The sequence below is a fragment of the Luteibacter sp. P1_D3 genome (assembly GCF_056406135.1).
The window spans coordinates 22718-43874 of the sequence record NZ_JBFUAT010000028.1 but is presented as its reverse complement, the minus strand read 5'-3'; the positions used below and the strand labels follow the sequence as shown (position 1 = coordinate 43874).

The 21157-nt window shown below is 62.9% G+C and carries 20 protein-coding genes; 7 read left to right on the top strand and 13 right to left on the bottom strand.

Annotation, left to right across the window (positions count from 1 at the left end):
- Window positions 1–76: 76 nt before the first annotated feature.
- From AC1DYM_RS16900 to AC1DYM_RS16890, 3 genes are all read right to left on the bottom strand, one after another.
- Window positions 77–622 carry a carbonic anhydrase gene (locus AC1DYM_RS16900; RefSeq protein WP_477340290.1) on the bottom strand — a complete coding sequence of 182 codons (546 nt, stop codon included), beginning with the start codon at window positions 620–622 and terminating at the stop codon, window positions 77–79.
- Window positions 623–680: 58 nt separating this feature from the next.
- A complete protein-coding gene (locus AC1DYM_RS16895; RefSeq protein WP_477340288.1) occupies window positions 681–1364 on the bottom strand; it encodes an SDR family NAD(P)-dependent oxidoreductase in 684 nt (227 codons plus the stop codon).
- Between the two features lie 62 nt (window positions 1365–1426).
- Entirely contained in the window at window positions 1427–2305 is an 879-nt protein-coding gene (locus tag AC1DYM_RS16890) for an NmrA family NAD(P)-binding protein (RefSeq protein ID WP_477340286.1), read from the bottom strand.
- A gap of 279 nt (window positions 2306–2584) precedes the next feature.
- Between AC1DYM_RS16890 and AC1DYM_RS16885 the strand changes: the two genes are divergently transcribed.
- From AC1DYM_RS16885 to AC1DYM_RS16875, 3 genes are all read left to right on the top strand, one after another.
- Window positions 2585–3484, top strand: a complete 900-nt coding sequence (locus tag AC1DYM_RS16885) for a LysR family transcriptional regulator (RefSeq protein ID WP_477340284.1) — start codon at window positions 2585–2587, stop codon at window positions 3482–3484.
- Window positions 3485–3597: 113 nt separating this feature from the next.
- Entirely contained in the window at window positions 3598–4143 is a 546-nt protein-coding gene (locus AC1DYM_RS16880; protein ID WP_477340282.1) for a carbonic anhydrase, read from the top strand.
- A 12-nt stretch (window positions 4144–4155) separates the two neighbouring features.
- Window positions 4156–5700 (top strand): MFS transporter, encoded by a 1545-nt coding sequence (locus AC1DYM_RS16875; RefSeq protein WP_477340280.1) that lies wholly within the window; start codon window positions 4156–4158, stop codon window positions 5698–5700.
- Window positions 5701–5753: 53 nt separating this feature from the next.
- Here AC1DYM_RS16875 and AC1DYM_RS16870 read toward each other — a convergent pair whose 3' ends face one another.
- On the bottom strand, window positions 5754–6143 hold the full coding sequence (locus AC1DYM_RS16870) for a VOC family protein (protein ID WP_477340278.1): 390 nt from the start codon (window positions 6141–6143) through the stop codon (window positions 5754–5756).
- 200 nt (window positions 6144–6343) lie between these two features.
- Here AC1DYM_RS16870 and AC1DYM_RS16865 point away from each other — a divergent pair, with 200 nt between their 5' ends.
- Together AC1DYM_RS16865 and AC1DYM_RS16860 are read left to right on the top strand one after the other, a co-directional pair.
- Complete coding sequence (locus tag AC1DYM_RS16865; RefSeq protein ID WP_477340276.1) at window positions 6344–7213, top strand: alpha/beta fold hydrolase; 870 nt, start codon at window positions 6344–6346, stop codon at window positions 7211–7213.
- A 72-nt stretch (window positions 7214–7285) separates the two neighbouring features.
- Window positions 7286–8212 (top strand): NmrA family NAD(P)-binding protein, encoded by a 927-nt coding sequence (locus AC1DYM_RS16860; RefSeq protein ID WP_477340274.1) that lies wholly within the window; start codon window positions 7286–7288, stop codon window positions 8210–8212.
- Between the two features lie 55 nt (window positions 8213–8267).
- Here the strand turns inward: AC1DYM_RS16860 and AC1DYM_RS16855 are convergent, their stop codons facing one another.
- The 4 genes from AC1DYM_RS16855 to AC1DYM_RS16840 are packed head-to-tail and all read right to left on the bottom strand — an operon-like array spanning window position 8268 to window position 14639.
- Window positions 8268–8711, bottom strand: coding sequence for a hypothetical protein (locus tag AC1DYM_RS16855; protein ID WP_477340273.1), 444 nt, complete (start codon window positions 8709–8711; stop codon window positions 8268–8270).
- Between the two features lie 25 nt (window positions 8712–8736).
- On the bottom strand, window positions 8737–10269 hold the full coding sequence (locus AC1DYM_RS16850; RefSeq protein ID WP_477340271.1) for an efflux transporter outer membrane subunit: 1533 nt from the start codon (window positions 10267–10269) through the stop codon (window positions 8737–8739).
- Window position 10270: 1 nt separating this feature from the next.
- Complete coding sequence (locus AC1DYM_RS16845; RefSeq protein WP_477340269.1) at window positions 10271–13468, bottom strand: efflux RND transporter permease subunit; 3198 nt, start codon at window positions 13466–13468, stop codon at window positions 10271–10273.
- A gap of 28 nt (window positions 13469–13496) precedes the next feature.
- Complete coding sequence (locus AC1DYM_RS16840) at window positions 13497–14639, bottom strand: efflux RND transporter periplasmic adaptor subunit (RefSeq protein ID WP_477340267.1); 1143 nt, start codon at window positions 14637–14639, stop codon at window positions 13497–13499.
- 368 nt (window positions 14640–15007) lie between these two features.
- Here AC1DYM_RS16840 and AC1DYM_RS16835 point away from each other — a divergent pair, with 368 nt between their 5' ends.
- On the top strand, window positions 15008–15457 hold the full coding sequence (locus AC1DYM_RS16835) for a hypothetical protein (RefSeq protein ID WP_477340265.1): 450 nt from the start codon (window positions 15008–15010) through the stop codon (window positions 15455–15457).
- A gap of 49 nt (window positions 15458–15506) precedes the next feature.
- Here the strand turns inward: AC1DYM_RS16835 and AC1DYM_RS16830 are convergent, their stop codons facing one another.
- The 3 genes from AC1DYM_RS16830 to AC1DYM_RS16820 form a co-directional block, all read right to left on the bottom strand.
- The gene (locus AC1DYM_RS16830) at window positions 15507–16328 is read right to left on the bottom strand and encodes an alpha/beta fold hydrolase (protein WP_477340263.1); all 822 of its coding nucleotides are present in this window, start codon (window positions 16326–16328) and stop codon (window positions 15507–15509) included.
- A gap of 162 nt (window positions 16329–16490) precedes the next feature.
- A complete protein-coding gene (locus tag AC1DYM_RS16825) occupies window positions 16491–17354 on the bottom strand; it encodes a helix-turn-helix domain-containing protein (protein WP_477340261.1) in 864 nt (287 codons plus the stop codon).
- Window positions 17355–17431: 77 nt separating this feature from the next.
- Window positions 17432–18301 carry a helix-turn-helix domain-containing protein gene (locus AC1DYM_RS16820; protein ID WP_477340259.1) on the bottom strand — a complete coding sequence of 290 codons (870 nt, stop codon included), beginning with the start codon at window positions 18299–18301 and terminating at the stop codon, window positions 17432–17434.
- 414 nt (window positions 18302–18715) lie between these two features.
- Between AC1DYM_RS16820 and AC1DYM_RS16815 the strand changes: the two genes are divergently transcribed.
- A complete protein-coding gene (locus AC1DYM_RS16815; RefSeq protein WP_477340257.1) occupies window positions 18716–19378 on the top strand; it encodes a response regulator transcription factor in 663 nt (220 codons plus the stop codon).
- A gap of 8 nt (window positions 19379–19386) precedes the next feature.
- Here the strand turns inward: AC1DYM_RS16815 and AC1DYM_RS16810 are convergent, their stop codons facing one another.
- Both AC1DYM_RS16810 and AC1DYM_RS16805 read right to left on the bottom strand, forming a co-directional pair.
- A complete protein-coding gene (locus AC1DYM_RS16810) occupies window positions 19387–20049 on the bottom strand; it encodes a hypothetical protein (RefSeq protein WP_477340255.1) in 663 nt (220 codons plus the stop codon).
- A 50-nt stretch (window positions 20050–20099) separates the two neighbouring features.
- Window positions 20100–21086 (bottom strand): alpha/beta fold hydrolase, encoded by a 987-nt coding sequence (locus AC1DYM_RS16805; RefSeq protein ID WP_477340253.1) that lies wholly within the window; start codon window positions 21084–21086, stop codon window positions 20100–20102.
- Window positions 21087–21157: the final 71 nt, after the last annotated feature.

The following is a 21157-nucleotide window of genomic DNA, read 5'->3' as shown; positions in this document are numbered from 1 at the left end:
GACGTTCGTCATGCAATGGGCGAAAGTCTGGCAAGGTGAGGGAGGCGTTTCACGCCCTCCCTTCCTTCCTCGGTCCTCAGTCTTCGCCCGGGCGCAGCGTTTCGGGTGGGACGATAACGTCGACGCGGCCGGTCGCGACGTCGTAGACCATGGCCGAAACGGTGGCTTGGCCCGAGATGTCGGGATTGCCACGGAGGGACTCGATATCGATGGACACTGCCTTGTAAGGGTCGTTGATGGCGAGCACTTCGAGGTCGGCGTGGTCTACACCCATGTACTTGGCTACCAGCTCGGGCGCTTCGTGGTAGCACCCCTTGATGCCACAGTCGGTGTGCTGCAAGAGGACAAGGTTCCAGCCGGGACCGAGGTCGTTGCCCCGCGAACGGGACAGGGCGCGCAACATGCCAAGCGTCTCGAACAACGCAGGATTGACGCGACCGCCGACGTTGCGGACCACGGCCGCTTCACCAGGCCGAAGCTTGAGGATGTCCATGGGATCCACACGCGGGTCGAGGCAGCTGATGATGAGGGTCTTCAGCGACGGCATCATCTTCAGTTCGGAGACGAAGCCGTCTTCGGCGAAGCTGGCATTGCGATCTTGCAGGGTCGAGATGAGGTCCACGGGTTGTTCCTGTCGGTTCAATTGAACGCCCGGTTGTTCGGGCAAGAAGGGTTGACGCTCAGCCTGCTTTGCGACCCGGCCATGGCACATCGGTCCAGGACGAGAGGTCCGCGTTGGCGCCTGCTGCCACGGCGTCGAGGGTGTCGCCCACGATGCGGGGCGGCGGGGCTGGCCACAGGGGGGCGTTGAGCAAGGAAGGCGGGGGCAGCGCCAGGACGCCGATGACTCGCGTTTCCTGCGCCGCGAAACTGTCGCGGACACTGCGGGTCAGCGACCGCGCCGCCATCTGGGACGCCGCATACGTCGGCGAATGAGCAGCAGACATGCGGTTGGACGCCATCAAAACGTTGACCAGCACACCGTTGTTGTGGGCAAGGATCGGCGCAAATCGCGCCGTCATGTCGAGCAGGCCGAGGTAGTTGACCTCCATCTCAAGACGGGCGGCATCGACGTCCGGTGGGCCGGAGTGGCGCAGCGTGGGCGCCTGGTGCGCGTTGTTGATGAGCAGGCTCACGTCGCCAGCCACTGTCGCCGCTGCAGCCACCTGATAGGGGTCGGTGACGTCAAGAGGCAGCGGAGCGAGCCTGCGGTCGCCGCCCTTGAGCAATGCGCGCAACAAAACCGTGTCGGTCGCTGCCACATAGACTTTCTTGGCGCCGCGAGCCAGCAGCTCCGCAGCAAAGACGGGGCCCAGCCCCGCTTCGGCAGCTGTGACCAGGGCAACACATCCAACGATATCCACGGTGTTGCTCCGGTCATAAACAATGGGGCTGGACCGGCGCAGCTTCGCGCCGGTCCAGGTGCTTACTTGCCGTTGAGCTGGTCGGCGTGGAGGCGGGCGAACTCACCGACGGTCATTGATGGACGGCCCGTGAGCATCTCGACGTTGTTGTCGGCGCCACTCATGTGGCCAGTCTGGTAGTCGGCCATGGCGCCCCGGAAGTGCTCGACCGGGTAGCTCGGCACGCCCATCTTGGCGAGCGAATCGCAGTACTCGTCGATAGGCAGGTCCTGGTAGACAATCGTGCGCCCAAGCGCCTCGGACAGTTCGGCAGCCATCTGCGTGTGGTCCATTTCAACCGGGCCCGACAGGTTGATGGTCTCGCCAATGTGGCCGTCGGCGTTTTTCAGCAACGCTGCGATGACTCGGCCCTGGTCGTCTGCGGCAATCGGCGAATGACGACCCTTGCCGGCGGGGATGCGAAGCACGCCTTGCTGGATATAGGGAAGCTGGAAGGGATAAAGGAGCCATTCGAGAAACAGGGTGGGACGAAGGTGGACAACCGGCACACCCGACCAGTCAAACACCTGTTCGGCGATGTACGTGTCACGGCATGAATTGCTGGTTGACTCGCGGTTGGCCGAGCGCTGGGAAAGGTTGAGAACGTATTTCACGCCGGCTTCCTTCGCCGCCTGGGCAAAGTTGACCGTGGCGGCAATCAGGCCTTCCTGGACGGGATAGACGAAGTAGGCTGCATCCACACCCTGCATGGCGGTGCGAAGCGAATTGATGTCGGTCATGTCACCAACCACAATCTCGGCGCCTTGTGACTGCAAGGCATTCGAGCGGTCGTCAATCTTGCGCACCATGGCGCGCACTTTCAGACCGAGAGCGAGGGATTCGCGAACCGCAGCGCGGCCGGTGTCGCCGGTTGCACCAGCAATGAGGACATTCTTGGACATGACAGGGTTTCCTGGTTGGGGGTTGTTGATGCGCCGCCGGTGCCAAAGTGGCGAGGCTGACGCGAACCGRAAGGTTGCCCGGGACGGGCGTTGCGAATCCGATGGAAGAACTATCCGCCCGTCGGACGAATGCCGGTAGCCATGCATTCCGGCTAAGACTTATCCTGAATCAGCATGGGCAACGCCGGACGGTCGAAAACGCCGTGCATGCACTTCGCACGCACGTCATCCGTCGCCGCTGCGCCTCCATGTCTTCTCGTTTCGCAGGACCCCCATCACATGAAAGACATCCTTTCGCTTCGCCTCTACACCCGGGTCGCCCGCCTCGGAAGCTTTTCGGCGGCCGCGCGCGAAAGCGGTCTTGCCCAGTCCCAGGTATCGAGGATGGTGGCTGACCTTGAAGCGTCACTCGGTGCGCGCCTGTTGTCCCGTACCACACGCGCGGTGCAGCCGACCGAAGCTGGCCTCGAGTTCCTCTCGCGCATGGAGCCCATTCTCGCCTTGCTCGAAGACGCGGAAAACAGCGTGCGGGAAACCGGGGAGCTGCGCGGTGTGCTTCGGATTGGCATGCCGTCGACCATGGCCATCCGCGTGGTCATTCCCCGCCTGTGGCTCTTTGCCGAGGCGCACCCGGCGCTGCACATTGACTTCATGCTCGACGACCAGTGGCAAGACATGGTGCGTGAAGCGGTCGATGTGGGAATTCGGGTGGGAAGCCTGCCGGACGGAGCGGGCACGGCAAGGCTCGTTGGCCGCATGCGCCGCGTGGTGGTCGCATCCCCCGCCTATCTGGCTCGCCACGGCGTTCCCGAGCGTCCTGAGGAGATCTGCCGCCACCGGGTCATCGGCGGCCCTGCGGCGTCGCAGGTGTCGTCCTGGCAATTCGAAAGGGACGGCGTTGTGGCAGACGTCGATTTGCACCCGGTGATGTCGTCGAACGACACGGCAGGCGCTCTGGCGGCCGCGGTAGGTGGTCTGGGGCTGACATCCACCACGTCATGGGCCTGCAAGGAGGAGCTCGACCGTGGCGCCCTCGTCGTGTTGCTGCCCGACTGGACAATGGCGTCGCTGCCGGTGCACGCCTACTTTCCCCTTGGCCGGTCCACCCGCCTCGCTGCCCGGGCGTTCGTTGACTTCATCGCCGGAGAACTCGCTGGCGTCGACRACCCCGGCAGCTGACCGGGTCGCCCGTCGCGGCCGACAGTGTTTTTGGGCAAAACGGCATGGCGCAGACAATCGGCCGGGGCAGGGCGGGGGTCATGATGGGCCTATTCCCGACATGAGAGACCGCCATGGACTTCCTCGAAACCATGCTCGAGCGCAACAAGGACTTTGCCGAGAACGGCTTTGTCGATGACCTCAAGATGCTCCCCAGTGCGCGTACGGTCATCATCGGCTGCGTCGACCCCCGGGTGGATCCGGCCGACATCTTCGACCTTCAGCCTGGCGAGGCCGTGGTCATCCGCAATGTCGGCGGCCGCATCAACCGCGCCCTCATCGAAACGATGGGCATCTTGCGTACCGTGGCCCAGTCGAAGGGCAAGGACATCGGGGAAGGCTGGAACCTGGTCATGCTTCACCACACCGATTGCGGAATCATCGGGTGCTATGAGCATGCACCGGCATTGCTTGCCAAACACCTCGACACCACCGAAGACGCCCTCAAGGACATGGCCATCGCAGACCCGGTTGCCGCAGTGGAGCAAGACGTCGCCACGTTGAAGGGCATGAGCCAGTTGCCGGGTGGCTTCATGGTTTCGGGGCTGGTCTACGATGTTGCCACGGGCCTGACCCGGACCATTGTCGCCCCGCACCGGCTCCGCGACGAAGCCGTCTGACGGACCCGCACCATGAATGCCGGACAGACTGTGCGCCAGTCCAGACTGTTGCTCTTGCTGTGCGTGTCGGTTCCGTCGTTCATGATCAATCTCGACGGCAACATCGTTGCCGTGTCGTTGCCGTCGATTGCGCGCGCGTTGCATGCGGATTTTGCGTCCATCGAATGGGTCATCAGCGCCTATACACTGCCGTTTGCCGCACTGGTGATGCCCGCCGGTGCRCTCGCCGACCGCTATGGCCGAAAGCGCATCCTCCTTATCGGGCTTGCCCTCTTCACATTGGCCTCTCTCGCCTGCGGTGCATCGCCAACGGTAGCCATCCTCAATAGCGCACGCGCGGTCCAGGGGGGCGGTGCTGCGTTGCTGCTGAGCGCTGCACTGGCGCTTCTTTCAGCAGGATTCCAGGGCCCGGGAAGGGCTGCTGCATTTGCCTTTTGGGGGTCGGTCATCGGCATTGGCATCACCCTCGGCCCCCTTGTGGGCGGTGTGTTGACGCAGACCCTCGGCTGGGAATGGGCGTTTTACGTCAATGTGCCCGTGGGCGCTGTGATGTTCGCGCTGAGCGTGTTTGCTGTACCCGAATCGAAAGACCCCGACAGCGCCAAGCTCGACTGGTGGGGATTTGCCACGCTCGCCTCGAGCCTGTTCCTGCTGACCTACGCCCTGATTTCGGGCAACCACCGCGGATGGTCTGACCGGCTCGTCGTGATTTCGCTGGCGTGGTCAGTCGCCCTGTTTGGCGCGTTCATTGTTGTTGAAAAAAAGCAGGCGCGGCCGATGCTCGACCTTGCCTTTTTCAAAGTGCCGACTTACGTCGGTGCCAACCTCGCGGGATTGACCTATGCCGCAGCGTTGCTGACGATGCTCACGTTTTTGCCCCTGTATTTCCAGGGTGGCATGGGTATTTCCCCCATCGCGGCAGGCCTGATGATGTTGCCCATGGCACTGCCTTTGTTTGTGGTGCCCCGCATCGTCTCCCGCTACCTCGACCATCGCTTTTCAGGCCGCGCTCTGCTGACCATTGGCCTCGGATTGGTGAGCCTCGGCCTGACGGCGCTCGCAGTGCTTGCCTCCAGTTTCCATGCCGCACCAATGATGGCGTGGATGGTGGTCGCCGGCATTGGTGCCGGGATACTGAACGGTGAGACGGCCAAGGTCGGGTTGAGCGTCATTCCGCCCTCTCGCGCTGGCATGGCCGCCGGCGTTGGCGGCACGGTGCGCTTTGCAGGCATCGTCGTGGGTTTTGCAGCCTTGGGTGCTTTGCTCTACCAGAAGGTGACCAGCACCCTCGTCCACGCTCTCCCGGGTCTTTCGCATGAGCAAATGCGCGCTGCCACAGGAGAAGTGGTGGCGGGAAACCTGCATGCAGCGGCACAGCTGGGGACGGGGGCAATGTCGGCCGTGGTCGACAGCTTTGCAAGCGGCTACCAGTGGGTCTTTGGTGCAGCGGCCCTGGTCGCCGCTGCCGGTGCGTTGGCCAGCTGGACACTGGTTGCGCCCGTCATCATGGGCGAGGTGTCTCCAAGCCGGGCGACCGCGGTCGCCGGGATCGAATGAAGACGCGGCGGGCCTTGTTCCGCCGCGTCTTTGACCGGAGACGAAGGCGAGGTTCAGGCCTCGGGACCAACGAAGGCCGCTTCGATGTTGTTKCCGTCGACGTCGAGGATGTAAGCGGCGTAGTAATCGGGATGGTATTTCGGACGCGGACCCGGGGCACCATTGTCCCGCCCGCCGGCTGCAAGCGCCGCCTCGTGGAATGCGCGCACTTCAGCGCGGGAACTGGCGGAAAACGCGACGTGGCAGTAACCCGGACCACTCGCCGAGCCGCCAATCCAGAAAAAAGGTCCGGTCTGGTCACCAAACCCGGCTGCTGCGAGTTTGCCGCTGTCCGGATCCTTGACTTCCATCAGTGGCGACGCCGAGAGCGTGGCCAAAACGGGCTTGTAAAACGCAAACGACTTTTCAGTGTCGCCAACGGCAACGAATACATGCTTGATCACAGAAACTCTCCTTGGTTTGGCTTGAATGGCAATCTGATGATGACGCAGGGTGGGGCAACGCGGCGTGTTTCCGACTGCAATTACGGCGCTATCGATGCGCGTAACACGAACACAACCGGTGCCTTGATAGTATCAGCGTAATGCAAGGCATTCCGTCGGTGAATCACCGGCTTTGAAAGAAAGAAGATGAAGGAAAGCCCATGTCGACCCAACAAGCCAGCGTGACCGAACACCGCGTCCCCACCGAAAACGGCAACCTCTTCGTCAAGGATTACGCAGGCGGTGGAGACCCGTTCGTGCTCATGCACGGATTCCCGGACAATCACCATATTTACGACGCGCTCGCACCCCTGCTTGCCGCCGGCGGACGCCGCACCATCGTGTTTGACTTTCTCGGCTTTGGCCAGTCGGACCGGGCCAGCGGCAAATACGGGTTTGCCCAACAGCTCGGCGACCTCAAGGCTGTTGTCCGCGAGCTCGACCTCGGAGGCGTTGTGCCCGTCGGTCATGACGCGTCAGGCCCGGCCGCGCTCAATCTGGCAGTCGAGCAGCCTGAGAGCGTCGCGGGCGTCGTGTTGCTCAACAGCCTTTATGCGGCGGGGTCCAACATTCGCGTGCCGGAACTCGTGATGCTGTTTGCGACCGCCAACCTCAATGCGCTGAGCAGTGCCATCGCGGCGGATCCCGCCCAGCTTGCCTGGCTTTTGAAGTTCCAGCAGAAGATGTTCCACGATGCGCTGCCCGCGGACCTGCAGCCAGGCTTTGTGGCAAAGACCGCATCCATCATCAATGACAATTTCCTCGGCGAGCGCAGCTCGGGGGAAGCGTTCGCCGAGCTCGCCGCCGACCTGCTGCCTGAAGTCGGCAGAAACACCGCGCAGATCGCGCGCCTGGCGGGCATCACGGTTCCGGTGTCGCTCATCTGGGGTGACTACGACGCCTATCTCAATCCCGGCGTGGCCAAAGACCTCATGCCGCACCTCAAAAATGCGACGTTCAAGACGCTTGCCACCGGCCACTGGCCACAGCTCGACGCGCCGGCTGATGTGGCGCGCCTGATGCTGGCCTGACACGTCTTCCGGCATGAGTACCTTCCGGGGGATGCAAACCCCGGTCCTTCCCTGAGTTGAAGCCATCCACCCATGAATACACAGCATCAGACCCCCATCCTCGTGACCGGCGCAGCCGGCCGCATCGGTTCCGTCGGCCGCATGGTGACCGAGTTGTTGCTCGCCCAGGGCTTTCGCGTCCGCGCGCAGGTCCGCGTTGACGACGAGCGCGCAGCGCTGCTCAGTGACATGGGCGCCGAAGTCGTCGTGGGCGACCTTCTGGACATCAATGCCGTGCACAAGGCCATGGATGGTGTCGACCGGGTTTGCTTTGGCATGTCGGTTGCGCCCACTTATCTTGAAGCGGCAACCAACGTGGCGGCGGTTGCAAGGCATCACGGGGTCAAGGCGTTCATCAACCTCTCCCAGATGACCGTCAATGAAATGGACATCTTCAACACGACCGACAGCCCGCAGCAAAAGCAGCACTGGCTCTTTGAGCAGGTGTTGTCATGGTCGGGCCTTCCCGTCGTTGAGGTGCGGCCCACCGCATTCATGGAAGGGCTGTTTACGCCAGTTGCAAAGGGCATTGTGGCCTCCGACCGCATCATGGCGCCGTTCGGCACCGGCAAGAACTCGGCGATTGCCGCATTTGATGTGGCCCGCACCATCGCAGTCATAGCAGGCAATCCTGACGCGCACATTGGGCAGACCTATCACCTGACTGGCCCCGTCTCCCAGGACATGAACGCCGTGGCCGCCGAATTTTCGGCAGCACTTGGTCGCACCATTACCTACGTTGACGTCCCGGTTGAAGCGATGAAGGCACAACTGGCGTCTTTCGGCATGCCACCGCACGTCGTCAGCCACGTGGCCACAATGGCGGGACTGCACAAAAACAACCGCTACGACCGCTCGAGCAATGATGTCGAAAGCCTCACCGGTTCCATGCCGATGAGCCTGACAGCATTCGTCAAGGCAAATGCTGCGATGTTCACCTTGCCGCCCGCCCCGAACTGAAAGCCGGTTAAGCCACGCGCAGGCTTCTGCGTGCGCGTGGAAAGGCTTCACGGAGTCATGGGGTCACGTGGCCCGGCAGTGGGGCTGGTTGGACTTTCAGGACAAACCAGTGCTCGCGCCCTTTTTCATCCCGGCAGCGGTAGAGCTCAGGCACCAGTCCGTTTTCGGCGCACCAGGCGGCAAACGGACGCCACACGGGGTTGTAAGGATGCGTTTCACTGCGGATGTCGTAGTCCGCGTTCCAGCGAAACGTTTGCAGGATGAGGGCGACGGTCATGTTTTGGCCGTTGCCGAGAAATACCGGCTTGACCTCGGCATGGGCGAGGATGCGCCCCGTAAACCACGTTTTGGCCTGGTCGAAAAAGTCCCGCACAAGGCCGAGGTCCTGCTCGGCACACGGACCGAGGTCGACCGCGCTGCGCTCGAGTTCGCGCAGGCAGTCTTCGGTCTTGCACGCTTGAGTTGCGCGGAGGATGTCGCCGAGGGACGTTTCGGTCATGCAATGCTCCATGCCCGGGTGTCGGTCACCGGGCGTCAGGGTCTGAGGGCGACGGGGCCGGCGTCGTCGGGGGCGATGTCCGGGCGTCGGCCAATGGCGCTGTCGGGTTGAGCGGAAAGCCGTCCCAGCCGCCGCCGAGGGCGCGGACAAGATTGACGGTCGATGTTGCCCGTGCACCCCGCAGTCGCACGGCGACCAGCTCGGCCTGCAACTGCACCCGCTCGCTGTCGATAACGTTGAGATAGGCAACGGATCCATCGTCGTATTGGACGCGCGACAGTTCGGCCGCGCGCGTGGAGGCCTTGACCTCGTCATTTTGCACACCGGTCTGTGCGCTGAGGATGCGAAGGTTCGAGAGGTTGTCTTCGACTTCCTGGAATGCGACGAGCACCTGCTGCCTGTATCTGGCGACACTTTCCTCAAGCCGGGCGTGCGCGTTGGCGAGGTTGCCCTTGCGGACGCCCCCGTCAATGAGCGGCAGGTTCAGTGAGGTGCCGACGAGGGGGCCAAGCAGGAATGTGCGGCTCGACCACCTGAAAAGGTCGCCGAAGTTGCCCGACTCGTATCCGCCCGCACCCGTGAGGACAAGAGACGGAAAATAGGCGGCGCGGGCGATGCCGATGCGGGCGTTTTCCGCAGCCATGGCCCGCTCCGCTGCAGAGATGTCAGGTCGCCGCTCAAGCAGCGACGACGGCAATCCGGGTGGCAGGAAGACGGACACGGTCTCGAGCGGCTGGGGCGGCATGGCAAAGGTCGACGGCGACTCGCCGACGAGAACCGCGAGCGCATGCTCGGATGCGGCACGCTGGCGCTCGACCGTCATCGCGTCCGATTGTGCCGAAGCGAGTTCCGCTTTGGCCTGGGCGACTTCCAGGTCGCTGACGTCACCGGCGTCCATCCGGTGCTGGACAAACGTCAGTGCCTCCGTGCGAAGGTCCACCGCCCGGTGGAAAACGGCCATCTCCGCATCGAGTTCCCGCAGGTTGAAGTAGTTCTCGGCCACGTCCGCCTGCAGGGCGAGTTTCACCGACTGGTACAGCGCCTCGCTCTCTTCGGTGTCCGCGCGCGCTGCATGGACCGTTGAAGCCACCCGGCCGAAGAGATCAACTTCGTAAGACACCGTGCCCTGAGCGCGCCACACGGTCTGGGCGGCCGGACGGGGCGCGTTGTCGGGTACCCCAAGCGACCCTGGTGCGTACTGCTGGCGCGTGGGACTCAAGCCGGCACTGATTTGCGGAAAGCGCGGTGAATCCTCGACCCGCTCGATGGCCCGCGCCTGTCGCACGCGGGCGGCGGCCGCAGCGAGGTCCTGGTTGGCCTGCCGGGCACGCGCTTCGAGGTCGTTGAGTCTTGCGTCGCCAAAGACGGTCCACCACTGGCCGCGTGCCATGGCTTCAGCCGGCACGGCCTGTTGCCAAAGCGTCCCTTCGGCGCCCTGGTACGTTTCCTTGAAAGCCGTGGCCGACGGTACGGCCGGCACGGTGTACGACGGAGCCAGAGAGCAGCCGGCAAGGGCCATGAGCGCGCCACCGAACAAGCATGGGAAAGGCAGCTTCATCTCACACTCCTCCCGGACCCGCGTCATCGATGCCGATGACCCGAGCGTTGTGGCCATGCTTGTCGATGAGGCGCTTGCCGCCGGACACACGCCGCAGCAGGACGTAAAAGACCGGCGTCAGCACCAGACCGAAGAACGTGACACCCAGCATGCCAAAGAATACGGCGATGCCCATGGCGTGGCGCATTTCAGAACCCGGACCCGAGGCGAGAATCAGCGGCAGCACACCCATGATGAAAGCAATGGACGTCATCAGGATGGGGCGCAGCCGCAGCCGGCTCGCCTCGATGGCAGCGTCGACAATGCTGCGTCCTTGCATCTCGAGCTCGCGTGCGAACTCGACGATGAGAATGGCGTTTTTGCATGCAAGGCCAACGAGAACCATCAACCCCACCTGGGTGAAGATATTGTTGTCGCCGTGGTTGAGCCACACGCCGGCCAGCGCGCACAAAATGCTCATGGGCACGATGAGGATGACGGCAAGGGGCAGGGTGAGGCTTTCGTACAGGGCAGCAAGGGTGAGGTAAACCAGCAGAAGGCTCACGGGAAACACCAGCAAGGACGCGTTGCCAGCGATGATTTGCTGGTAGGTCAAGTCCGTCCATTCGAGCTTGAACCCGCGGGGCAATGTCTCTGCTGCAATACGCTCGACTGCAGCCTGCGCCTGCCCCGATGAGTAGCCCGGCGCCGGGCCTCCATTGATGTCGGAGGCAAGGTACCCGTTGTAGCGGACCACGCTCTCCGGACCAAAGGTGGTCGTCACTTTGACCAGCGACGACAGTGGAATCATCGCGCCGGCGTTGTTTCGCGTTTTCAGCAAGCCGATGTCTTCAGCGTGCGCACGGAAGGGTGCGTCAGCCTGCACGCGCACCTGAAACACGCGACCGAGCCGATTGAAATCGTTGACGTACTGCGAGCCGAGATAAACCTGCATCGTGTTGAACACATCCGTGATGGCCACGCCGAGCTGCTTGGCGTTTTCCCGGTCGAGATCGACTTTGAGTTGGGGCACGTCAATCTGGTAGCTGGTAAACGAGGGTCCAAGTTCCGGGGTCTTGGCTGCCTTGGCCAAAAACGCCTTCGTTGCTGCGTTGAGCGCGCTGTAGCCCTGTGCGCCGCGGTCTTCAATCTGGAACTTGAATCCGCCAAGCGTGCCAAGGCCAAGGATAGGCGGCGGTGGGAACACGGCGATGTATGCGCCCTTGATTGACGCGTACTTCTTGTTGAGGGCCGCAGCAATTTCACCTGCCGACTCGCCCGCGCCGCCCCGTTCGGCAAACGGCTTGAGGGAGAGGAACATGACCACCGCATTCGACGAATTCACAAAGCCGTTGATGGACAAGCCGGGATGCTGGACGGCATGGGCGACGCCGGGCTGCTTCATGCCAATCTCCCCCATCTGCCGCACCACAGCCTCGGTGCGGTCCAGCGACGCGCCATTCGGAAGCTGGGCAATGGAGATGAGGTAGTCCTTGTCCTGGGCAGGAATGAAGCCACCCGGAACAATGTGGCCGACGAACACAGCCAGTCCGAGCAAGACGGCATAGAGACCGAGCATCATGCCCTTGCGCCTGATGACGCGGGATACGCCGCGACCATAGCCGTCGGACGCCCGGTGAAAGACCTTGTTGAACCGAACGAAGAAGGGGCCGAGCACACGGTCCATGCCGCGCGCGAGCCAGTCTTTCGGCTCATCGCGCCCCTTGAGCAAGAGGGCGGCGAGCGCGGGCGAAAGTGTCAGGGAGTTGAATGCGGAAATGACGGTCGATATCGCAATCGTCATCGCAAACTGCTTGTAAAACTGGCCGGTCAGGCCATTCATGAACGCAAGGGGCACGAACACGGCCACAAGCGTCAGCGCAATGGCAACAATTGGCCCGCTGACCTCATTCATGGCCTGGTAGGTCGCTTCCCGCGCAGACAGGCCGGACTCGATGTTCCGCTCGACGTTTTCAACCACCACGATGGCGTCATCGACCACGATGCCGATGGCCAGCACCATCCCGAACAAAGACAGCGCATTGATGGAGTATCCCAGCAGCAACAGCAGGGAAAACGTGCCGACAATCGACACTGGCACGGCAAGTAATGGAATGAGGGACGCCCGCCAGGTCTGGAGAAAGACGATGACGACCAGCACGACGAGGCAGATGGCTTCAATCAGCGTGTGGATGACCGCCTCGATGCTCGAGCGGACAAACAGGGTTGGGTCATAGACGATGTTGTACTCGACCCCTGGCGGCATGTCCTTTTGCAAGTCGGCCATCGCCTCCCGCACATCATGGGAGACCTGGAGCGAATTTGCGCCGGGCAGCTGGAATATCCACATCGACGCCGCCTGCTTGTTGTCGAGCAGGGCACGCGACCCGAACTCCGCCGCGCCAAGCTCAACACGGGCGACATCACGAAGGTGCGTGACGGCCCCCTTGGTGCTCTTGACGACGATGTTGCCGAACTCCTCTTCAGACTGAAGCCGCCCTTGCGTGTTGATGCTCAGTTGCAGTGGCACTTCCGTTGTCATCGGCGACTCACCGATGACGCCAGCCGCCACGGGAATGTTTTGCTCGCGAATGGCCGCCGTCACATCTGACGCCGTCAGTTCGCGCTCGGCCAGTTTCCCGGGGTCAAGCCAGATGCGCATCGCGTAATCGCCTGAGCCTTTCGGGACCACCTGGCCCACGCCCTGGATGCGCTCGAGGCGCTCTTTGACGTTGATGAGCGCATAGTTACGCAGGTATGTCTGGTCGTAACGCCCATCCGGCGAGGTCAGGTGCACGACCATCGTCAGCGTCGGCGACGATTTCAGGGTTGTCAGGCCGAGGAGCTGCACGTCGGGCGGCAGGCGGGGGAGGGCCTGGTTGACCCTGTTTTGCACCAGCTGCTGCGCCTTGTCCGGGTCAACGCCGAGACGGAAAGTGACCGTCAGTGCCATGTTGCCGTCAGAACTCGCCTGCGACTGCATGTAAAGCATGCCTTCGACCCCGTTGATTTGCTCTTCGAGCGGGGCGGCGACGGTGTCGGCAATGACTTTCGGGTTTGCGCCCGGGTAAGACGCGTAGACGACGACCGTCGGGGGTACGACTTCCGGATACTCGGAGATGGGCAGCTGGAACATGGCAATGACGCCCGCCAGCAAGATGAGTGTGGAGAGCACACCGGCAAAGATGGGGCGGTCGATGAAAAACCGGGAGATGTTCATCAGGGCGTTCCTCGGGCAGTCGCCGCGTTCACGGGCTCACCGCCACGGAAGACTCGCCGGTCATCGGCACTGTCTTGGCTTTGACCGGGTCACCGGGGTGGACGCGCTGGAGACCCTCGACCACGATGCGGTCGCCTTCTTTCAGGCCCGACGAAACAATCCGGAGGCCGTCGACCGTCGCGCCGAGGACAACTTCCCGGTACTGCGCGTGGTCCTTCTCGTCGAGCAACAAGACGAACTTCTTGGCCTGATCCGTCGACACGGCGCGGTCGTCGATGAGAATGGCAGGATGCGAACTGCCACCACCGACCGCCACGCGGGCGAACATGCCAGGCAGCAGCGTCGCATCCTTGTTGTCAAACGCCGCGCGCACACGGATGGTGCCGGCCGTGCTGTCGAGCTGGTTGTCGACAGAGGCGACTTTGCCGGTGCGGGAAAAACCCTGCTCGTTGGCCAGCCCCAGCCGCACCGGTCCTTCCGCTCCCGCGCCCTTGTTGAGGTAGCGCAAGAAGGTGTCTTCGTCCACATCAAAGCCCGCGTAAATCGGGTCGATGGAGACGAGCGTCGTCAGCGGCGGCGCACTGAACCCGGCGGCAACGATGTTGCCAACGGTCTGCTCGGCGCGTGACATGCGCCCGTCGACGGGTGCAACAATTTTGGTGTAGCCAAGGTCGACCTTCGCCGACTCCAGCGCTGCCTCGGCTGCCTTGACGTTGGCCACCGCTTCCAAAGACGAGTTGGCGCGGTCGTCAAAGTCGCGTTTGGAAATGGCGTTGCCGGCAAGGAGTTTCTGGGCCCGGGCATAGTCTTGCGTGACAAACTGCGCGCGCGCCTTTGCCGCTGCGACCTGGGCTTCGGCACGGTCGACAGCGGCCTGGTAGGTGCGGGGGTCAATGAGGAAGAGCGGGTCACCCTTCTTGACCATCTGGCCGTCTTTGAAATACACGGCCATGATGGTGCCCGGGACGAGCGCCCGCACGTCAACGTGGTCGACGGCCTGCAGCCGTCCCGAATAGCTCTGCCAGTCGGTAATGGTCTTGGCGGTGACCACCGCGGCGTCGACCTCGGCCGGTCCCGGCGCAGGAGCGCTTCCCGAGCCCTTGCAGGCGGCCAGTGCGGCGGCCGACACGACAACGCCAACCCTGATTCCCCGAATAACCATCTTGCGCATGCCAGGCATGACGTGCCCCTGTGTGTGCCAGCCATCCAGGAGCCGGATGACTTCGCGATCAAATCAGGTACCGGGCCGCCGCCTGCATGGGGCAGGCACGCAAACAGAACACCCTTCCGCGAAAGGTGCGACAGTTCCTTTTGGCCGGCGCTACGGTACCAATGTGCGGTGGACGACCATGCGCCACCTGGAACCATTGTTCACGTGCGTTGCACATCCTGATAGGAGCGGCGAAACGTTTTTGCCCGATTGGACTTGCATCGCTCGCCCGCACCCCGCAGCCAAATTGGGCAATTGGGACCGGACGATCCAAGCGCACAGCCGGCATCTTGCCGATGCTGCACGGAACCGTATCAGGAGTAACAGCCATGACTTCAATTTCTTCCCTTCGCCGCGCCACGGCCAGTGCCCTGTGCGCTGCTGCCCTCGCTCTCGGTGGTCTCGCGTTCGCACCAGCGGCCCTTGCCGCAGACGCCCCCAACGCAGCGGCCACAAACAAGGTGCCCACCACGAAAGTTGTGGCCATCGGCAGCTTCACAAAAAAGCCGACCAAGGCCCAGCTCGACGCCATGGTGCCCAACGAGGTGTCGGACACGGCGTGGATCTACATGGACGGAAAGCTCGACCAGTGGTTTGCCCGGCAAGATGAGGAAGGCGTGGTCTTCCTCATGAATGTGTCGTCCACCGCCGAAGCGCAGGCGTTGCTTGAAAAACTGCCGCTTGGCCGTGCTGGCCTGATGAAGTTCCAGCTCATCCCGGTCGGTCCGCTATGGCCGCTGACGTACCTGATGCACGCGCGGCCCGCCGCTACGCCCTGAGGTGGCGGAAGCAGGGAGCGCCGTCATCACGGCGCTCCCTGTTTTGTTGTCAGTGCATGGAAGACACGGTGTCTTCTGCTGCAGCGATGATCGCGTCAGCGACCACGCGCGGGTGGCTGAGCAACGACACATGGCTCGACGGCACGCGGATGACGGCAGCGCCGATGTTGGAGGACATCTTCTCCTGCAGGGCCGGTGCAATGAAGCGGTCTTGCGTGCCGAGCACCCATATGGAGGGCTTGCTGTGCCACGCGGCCCGCGTGACCTTGTCAGCAAAGCAACGCTGGGCCCACGGGCCCTGGGTTGAGGTAATCAGGCGCTCCTCGTCTTTGGGCAGGTCCTGCGCAAAGTAAGTGTCGATGCCGGTCTCGGGCAGCGTGAGGAAGCCGGCAGTGTCTTTGACAAAAAGTGCAGCGTAAGGGGGCGGCGGCGAGCCTGCGATGAGGTCATTGATGGACTGGCCCGCATCAGGCGCGAACGCGTCGACATAGACAAGGTCCTTGACCTTGTCGCTGTTGCCGGCTTCCGTGATGACCACGCCGGCCCACGAGTGACCGACGAGCACGACCGGACCATGTTGCTGTTCGATAGCCCGCTCCGTGGCCGCCGCATCATCGGCCAGCGACGAGAGGGGGTTTTGCACAGCAACGACGTGGAGGCCACGGGCTTGCAGCAGTGGAATGACCTTTGACCAGCTGTTGCCATCGGCAAAGGCGCCGTGGACCAGGACGACGTTGACGTCGGAAAGGTCGGGCGGATGATGATGGCCGTGTCCGTGATCGTGGTCGTCGCCACTGGCAAAGGCGGGCGTGTCTGCAAATGCAGCCAGGCCAAGGGCAACGGCGATGGTGACTGACAACAGGCGTTTCATGCGGGATTCTCCGGAAGGGATGCCGGCGTGTGGGCGGCTTCCCATCGTGGCCCTGCGAGTAATGTTCCCGCTAGCACGTAGCAAAGATTATTGCCCGAAGGAGGCCGCGGGCATGGTGCAAAGCGCGATGCCCGCTTTACGCATGACGCACATTCTGCCCCTTTACTGCGCACCCGGGGACTGGCGGACCCGTTCAAACGCTTCCTGGCGGTTGGCCATCCGACCCCACCGGCTGGGTGGTGTGCCGACCATCGACGTGAAAATGCGGGTGAAATGGCTCTGTGTCGCAAAGCCACACGCGTTGGCAACTTCCAAAAGCGACAGCTTGCCCTGGCTGATGAGCTCTTTGGCGGAATCAATGCGGCGCACCAGCAACCAGCGATGCGGGGGCATGCCAAACGTTTGCACGAACGCGCGCGAAAAGTGACTCACCGACAGGTTGCAGGCGCTCGCGAGCTCTTGGACAGGGAGCTTGCCATCCAGACGCGAGCTGATGAGCTCGGCGGCAATGCGTGCCTGCCAGGAAGTGAGCGCCTGGCGCGCCCGTGTCGGCTCGCGGTCACCGCCAGCGTAGGTGCGAACGACGTGCGCATGGAACGCATGGGCGATGTGGTCGACAAACAGTGTGCTCGCTTCATCCGGGCGCTCAAGCGCCGGCAGCATGGCGCGTGCCAAATGATAAAGGACCGGGTCGTACGCGCCGAGTTTCGGCCTTTTGAGACCCGCACAAGGCACCTGGCCTGCCTCACGAGACATCACTTCGAGCGTGGGTGCAGAAATGTGAAAGCGCACAATGTCAAAAGCGGTGTTGAAATTGACCATGGTCGATGCCTGCAGATCAAGCAGGTACACACCACCCGGCCGGTCGCCTTCGTTGGGAACGTTCGCGCCGCCTAGGCGAAAATCGACGTTCGCGGGGCGCATGGCAACGTGAACAGCAAACGCGTCCTCGCACGCCATCGCCCGAAGCGGGCCGTGGGCAGGTTCGCCACAGGTCAGCCTCGAAATGCTGACTGGTGACGACATCGGCCTGGTCGAGGAGATGGTTGGAGCCGACGGGAGCCTGAAACGGCGGGCGATGTGATTGTTTGACATGAGTCTGATCAAGAGGGGGTGCGGCGACGCTGTTGCCGCCATACGGCGGGCGTGGTGTCGAGAAGGACGGAAAAGGTCCGCGTCAGGTGGCTCTGGTCCGAAAAACCGCAAGACAAGGCGATGTCGGAAATCGAATCGTCCGTGTTGACCAGCAATACGCACGCTCGCTCGAGCCTGCGCCGCATCAGCCACCGATGGGGCGTTTCACTCGTGGTGTGACGGAAAGCTCTGGAAAAATGGACGACGGATACGCCGCACCGCTCAGCCACGGTGGAGACCGGGAGACGCAAGTCAAGCCGGTCGAGCATGGTTTCCTCCGCAATTCGCAGCTGCCAGGGCGACAACCGCAGCCCGGGCTCTCCAGTCGCCGGATTTGTCGGCGCGGCGCAATAGGTGCTTAGAAAATGAGCCAGCAATGCCTTGGCGATGGAGTTGCCGAAGACTTCATCGAGGGCATTTTGCGGCGCAGGCGCGGCAAGCAATGTAAGGCACAAGTGGCGGGCGGCACGGTCGTCGGCAACGCGGTGGACACCGGGCCGGATGCGCCCGCCAGACAGTTGCCAACCCCCGGAGACCGACTCGAACGACCGCTCCGGAAGGTAGGCAAGCAGGGCATCGTCCGGGTTTTGCCGGAAAATGGCGCCTTCGTGAAGGCTCGCAAGTCGTGCGTGGCCCATGCCCATCGGCGTGCCGGCATCAAGCACCAGCGCGTAGGCTGGTTGTGCATCCATGACCACGGGTTTGTCGCCTGCCGCGTCGGAGAAGCGAACGACGGCAACACCGCATCGCGTCCGTTTTATGTCGGCGCAACGCTGGACAAACGCCGCCAGGGCTTCGTCGGTGGTATGGCCAAGCGCGGGCTGAGTCGATTGCCACATGGTTCGAAACCGGCGTCAGGGAAGGGAGGCTGCTCGACGTTGTCGATCCCGCGTTTTCGGACGCAGGTATTGGCGGGATCCAGGTTTGTCTTGCCAAGGTTGCCGGACCTTGGCCGAATGGGCATCCCTCACTTTGCCATTTTGCACGACAGGTCAATCGGCATGCGAAGGGATTGCTGGCGTCCCGCCCCTGCCTCCCATCGACACCACTGATGCGAATACGGCAAAAAGAGATGTTGGGCATCATCCTCGGTCCCGACCGTTCGGAGTGCTTGCCCGCTGCTACGACTTTTGCCTGAAACTGCGCACCATTTTTGACCGTCGGAGCCAAATGTCCAGGCACATCGTCAAGACGCAGGAGAAAACACCCGCCATGATTCATTCTTTCCGTAATTTCATCAAACCGTGACTTCCTTGCCTGACGAACGAAAACGCGTCCTTCTGGTCGACCGTCAACCGCTGTTGCGGCGCGGTCTTGCCGAGGCCGTCGCAAACGTCCCGACTGTGCGTGTGAGCGGTGAAGCGGGAAGCGTGCCGTCGGCCGTCAGGCAACTCCGCAGCAGCCACGTCGACATCTTAGTGCTCGACGTCGGCATTCGCGGGGAGGGTGGGCTCGACCTGCTCGTTCCGGTTGCTGCAGAGACGGGAGTCCGGCTCCTGCTCGTCGCATCCCCCGTGACACCGCTGCCGCATGGGTTGATGGAGCACCCGACGGTCGCTGGCGCGGTGCTGCGCGCCGATGGGGTAGAGGAGGCGGCTTTGGCAATTGCCACGCTGGCAGGGGGCGGGCGATATGTGAGCAAGGGTATCGAGGGCTTGCCCGGCGGAGGCGCATTGCCACCCGTAATTTCATCCCGGCAACGGGTCCTCTTGCAACTGGTGGCCGAAGGGCTTCCCAACAGCACCATTGCAACAAGGTTGTCTCTGTCGGTGTCATCCATCAACGCCGAAATGCAACTGGTGCTCCGCGCATTGGGGGCTGTCGACCGTACGCAGGCGGTGCTGCTCGCCCTCGAGCGTGGCCTGCTGCCAACGCTTCGGGCAAGAAGCACGCATGAAGGGCAGGCATCGGATTGAGTGTGCCGCTAGTCGAACCGGACAGCGTCAAACGACACGTTCACCGATGACGCGTGCGACCCCGAAGGTGCCCCCGTCATGCGAACGCGGTGGTGGCGGGCAATCAGCAACCCTTCTTGCAACGCGTAGGCCGACATTGAGACCGAGGTGAAGACAGGCTCGCTCCGTCGGAGGTGCACGGCACGCAGCACGCCTTGTGCGGAAAACATCGCCGTTGCGGACAGCGCAGCGATGCCGTTGGCCGGTGGGGTGTGAACGACCACCCGGCGAACGCGCGCTCTGGCTTCGCCGTCATCTGCGCTGACAAACGCGTCGGCTGCAAAGACAAACGGGGCATTGAGCGCAAACCAGATGGCCTCGCTGGCGTCGAAGACGCGCCAGGCGGTGTGCGCGGCGTCAGTGTCCGGAGGGGCTGTGACCGGGCTCACGCCGTCGGACTCGTGCACAGAGAGGATACCGTTGCGAAAGCTGCTGATTAGGCCGCCGCTGACGCGCTGGGCGAGACACAAGACGGGCACGCGCGTGCTTGCGATGAGGTCAAACTGCATCTCGGCCCGCGCTCGCCCCGGCCGGCCAACCAGCACTGATGCCGTGGCGCGAATCGCGGAGATGCGCTGCCAGCGGTCCATGCCGCCATGCACACGCACCGCCGCAGCCAGCAGACTGCCCATCGCCCGTTTCCTCAAGAAGGGCGAAGCACAAAGGCTCCGCCCGGATGCGGTCAGGCCTTGAGAAAGGCCAGCAGATCCGCGTTGACCTTGTCGGCCTCGGTGACACAGAGCCCGTGCGGGGCGCCCGGGTAGACTTTCAGCGTCGGCTTGGGCAGCAGTTTTGCCTGGCGTTCTGCGGCAATGCCGATGGGCACAATCTGGTCTGCGTCGCCCTGGATGATGAGCGTGGGGATGGTCATCTTCTGCAGGTCGGTCGTGAAGTCGGTTTCGGAAAAAGCCTTGATGCAGTCATAGGCAGCCTTCACCGACGCTTGCATGCCCTGCGCCCAAAAAGAATCAATGACCCCTTGCGACACCTTGGCGCCTGGCTTGTTGTAGCCAAAGAACGGCACCGCCAGGTCCTTGAAGAACTGGGTGCGGTTGGCGACCACCTGGGCACGAAGACCGTCAAATACAGACATCGGGGCACCAACGGGATTGGTTGCCGTCTGCACCATATGGGGCGGCACGGCCGAGATGAGTACCGCCTTCGACACACGTGAGGTGCCGTGTCGGCCGATGTAGCGCGCCACTTCCCCGCCACCCGTCGAATGACCAACAAGCGTTGCATTCTTCACGTCGAGCGCATCGAGCAGTGCCGCCAGATCGTCGGCATACGTGTCCATGTCGTTGCCGGTCCACGGCTGGCTCGAGCGTCCGTGACCGCGCCGGTCATGGGCGATAACGCGAAAGCCCTGCGCCGACAGAAACAGCATCTGTGCGTCCCACGCATCCGCCGTCAGCGGCCAGCCGTGCGAGAAGGTCACGACCGGGCCTGTGCCCCAGTCACGGAAGAAAATCCGCGTGCCGTCTTTGACGGTCAGGTAGTCGCCGTTGGACGCGGAGCGGCCCGGAACATCGGTGACAGTCCTGGCCTGCGCTTCCGGTGCAGCGAAGGTGCCACCAATACCGGCGGCGAGGCCGGCGACTGCGACCGAGGCCTTGGTGGCGTCAGCGAGAAAGCGGCGGCGGGGCAGGGGCGGATTGGATGCACTCATGGCGTGTCCTTGAAAGGTAGGCTCGAGAGGTTGACGCGTGAACGGCCCGTGAGACTGTCGTCCCAGCCAGT

Bases quoted from the DNA above. Each gene is read 5' to 3' on its own strand.
- AC1DYM_RS16890 (WP_477340286.1), bottom strand. From the start codon at position 2,305: ATGTCCAAGAATGTCCTCATTGCTGGTGCAACCGGCGACACCGGCCGC.
- AC1DYM_RS16880 (WP_477340282.1), top strand. From the start codon at position 3,598: ATGGACTTCCTCGAAACCATGCTCGAGCGCAACAAGGACTTTGCCGAG.
- AC1DYM_RS16865 (WP_477340276.1), top strand. From the start codon at position 6,344: ATGTCGACCCAACAAGCCAGCGTGACCGAACACCGCGTCCCCACCGAA.
- AC1DYM_RS16860 (WP_477340274.1), top strand. From the start codon at position 7,286: ATGAATACACAGCATCAGACCCCCATCCTCGTGACCGGCGCAGCCGGC.
- AC1DYM_RS16855 (WP_477340273.1), bottom strand. From the start codon at position 8,711: ATGACCGAAACGTCCCTCGGCGACATCCTCCGCGCAACTCAAGCGTGC.
- AC1DYM_RS16850 (WP_477340271.1), bottom strand. From the start codon at position 10,269: ATGAAGCTGCCTTTCCCATGCTTGTTCGGTGGCGCGCTCATGGCCCTT.
- AC1DYM_RS16845 (WP_477340269.1), bottom strand. From the start codon at position 13,468: ATGAACATCTCCCGGTTTTTCATCGACCGCCCCATCTTTGCCGGTGTG.
- AC1DYM_RS16840 (WP_477340267.1), bottom strand. From the start codon at position 14,639: ATGCGCAAGATGGTTATTCGGGGAATCAGGGTTGGCGTTGTCGTGTCG.
- AC1DYM_RS16835 (WP_477340265.1), top strand. From the start codon at position 15,008: ATGACTTCAATTTCTTCCCTTCGCCGCGCCACGGCCAGTGCCCTGTGC.
- AC1DYM_RS16830 (WP_477340263.1), bottom strand. From the start codon at position 16,328: ATGAAACGCCTGTTGTCAGTCACCATCGCCGTTGCCCTTGGCCTGGCT.
- AC1DYM_RS16825 (WP_477340261.1), bottom strand. From the start codon at position 17,354: ATGTCGTCACCAGTCAGCATTTCGAGGCTGACCTGTGGCGAACCTGCC.
- AC1DYM_RS16820 (WP_477340259.1), bottom strand. From the start codon at position 18,301: ATGTGGCAATCGACTCAGCCCGCGCTTGGCCATACCACCGACGAAGCC.
- AC1DYM_RS16810 (WP_477340255.1), bottom strand. From the start codon at position 20,049: ATGGGCAGTCTGCTGGCTGCGGCGGTGCGTGTGCATGGCGGCATGGAC.
- AC1DYM_RS16805 (WP_477340253.1), bottom strand. From the start codon at position 21,086: ATGAGTGCATCCAATCCGCCCCTGCCCCGCCGCCGCTTTCTCGCTGAC.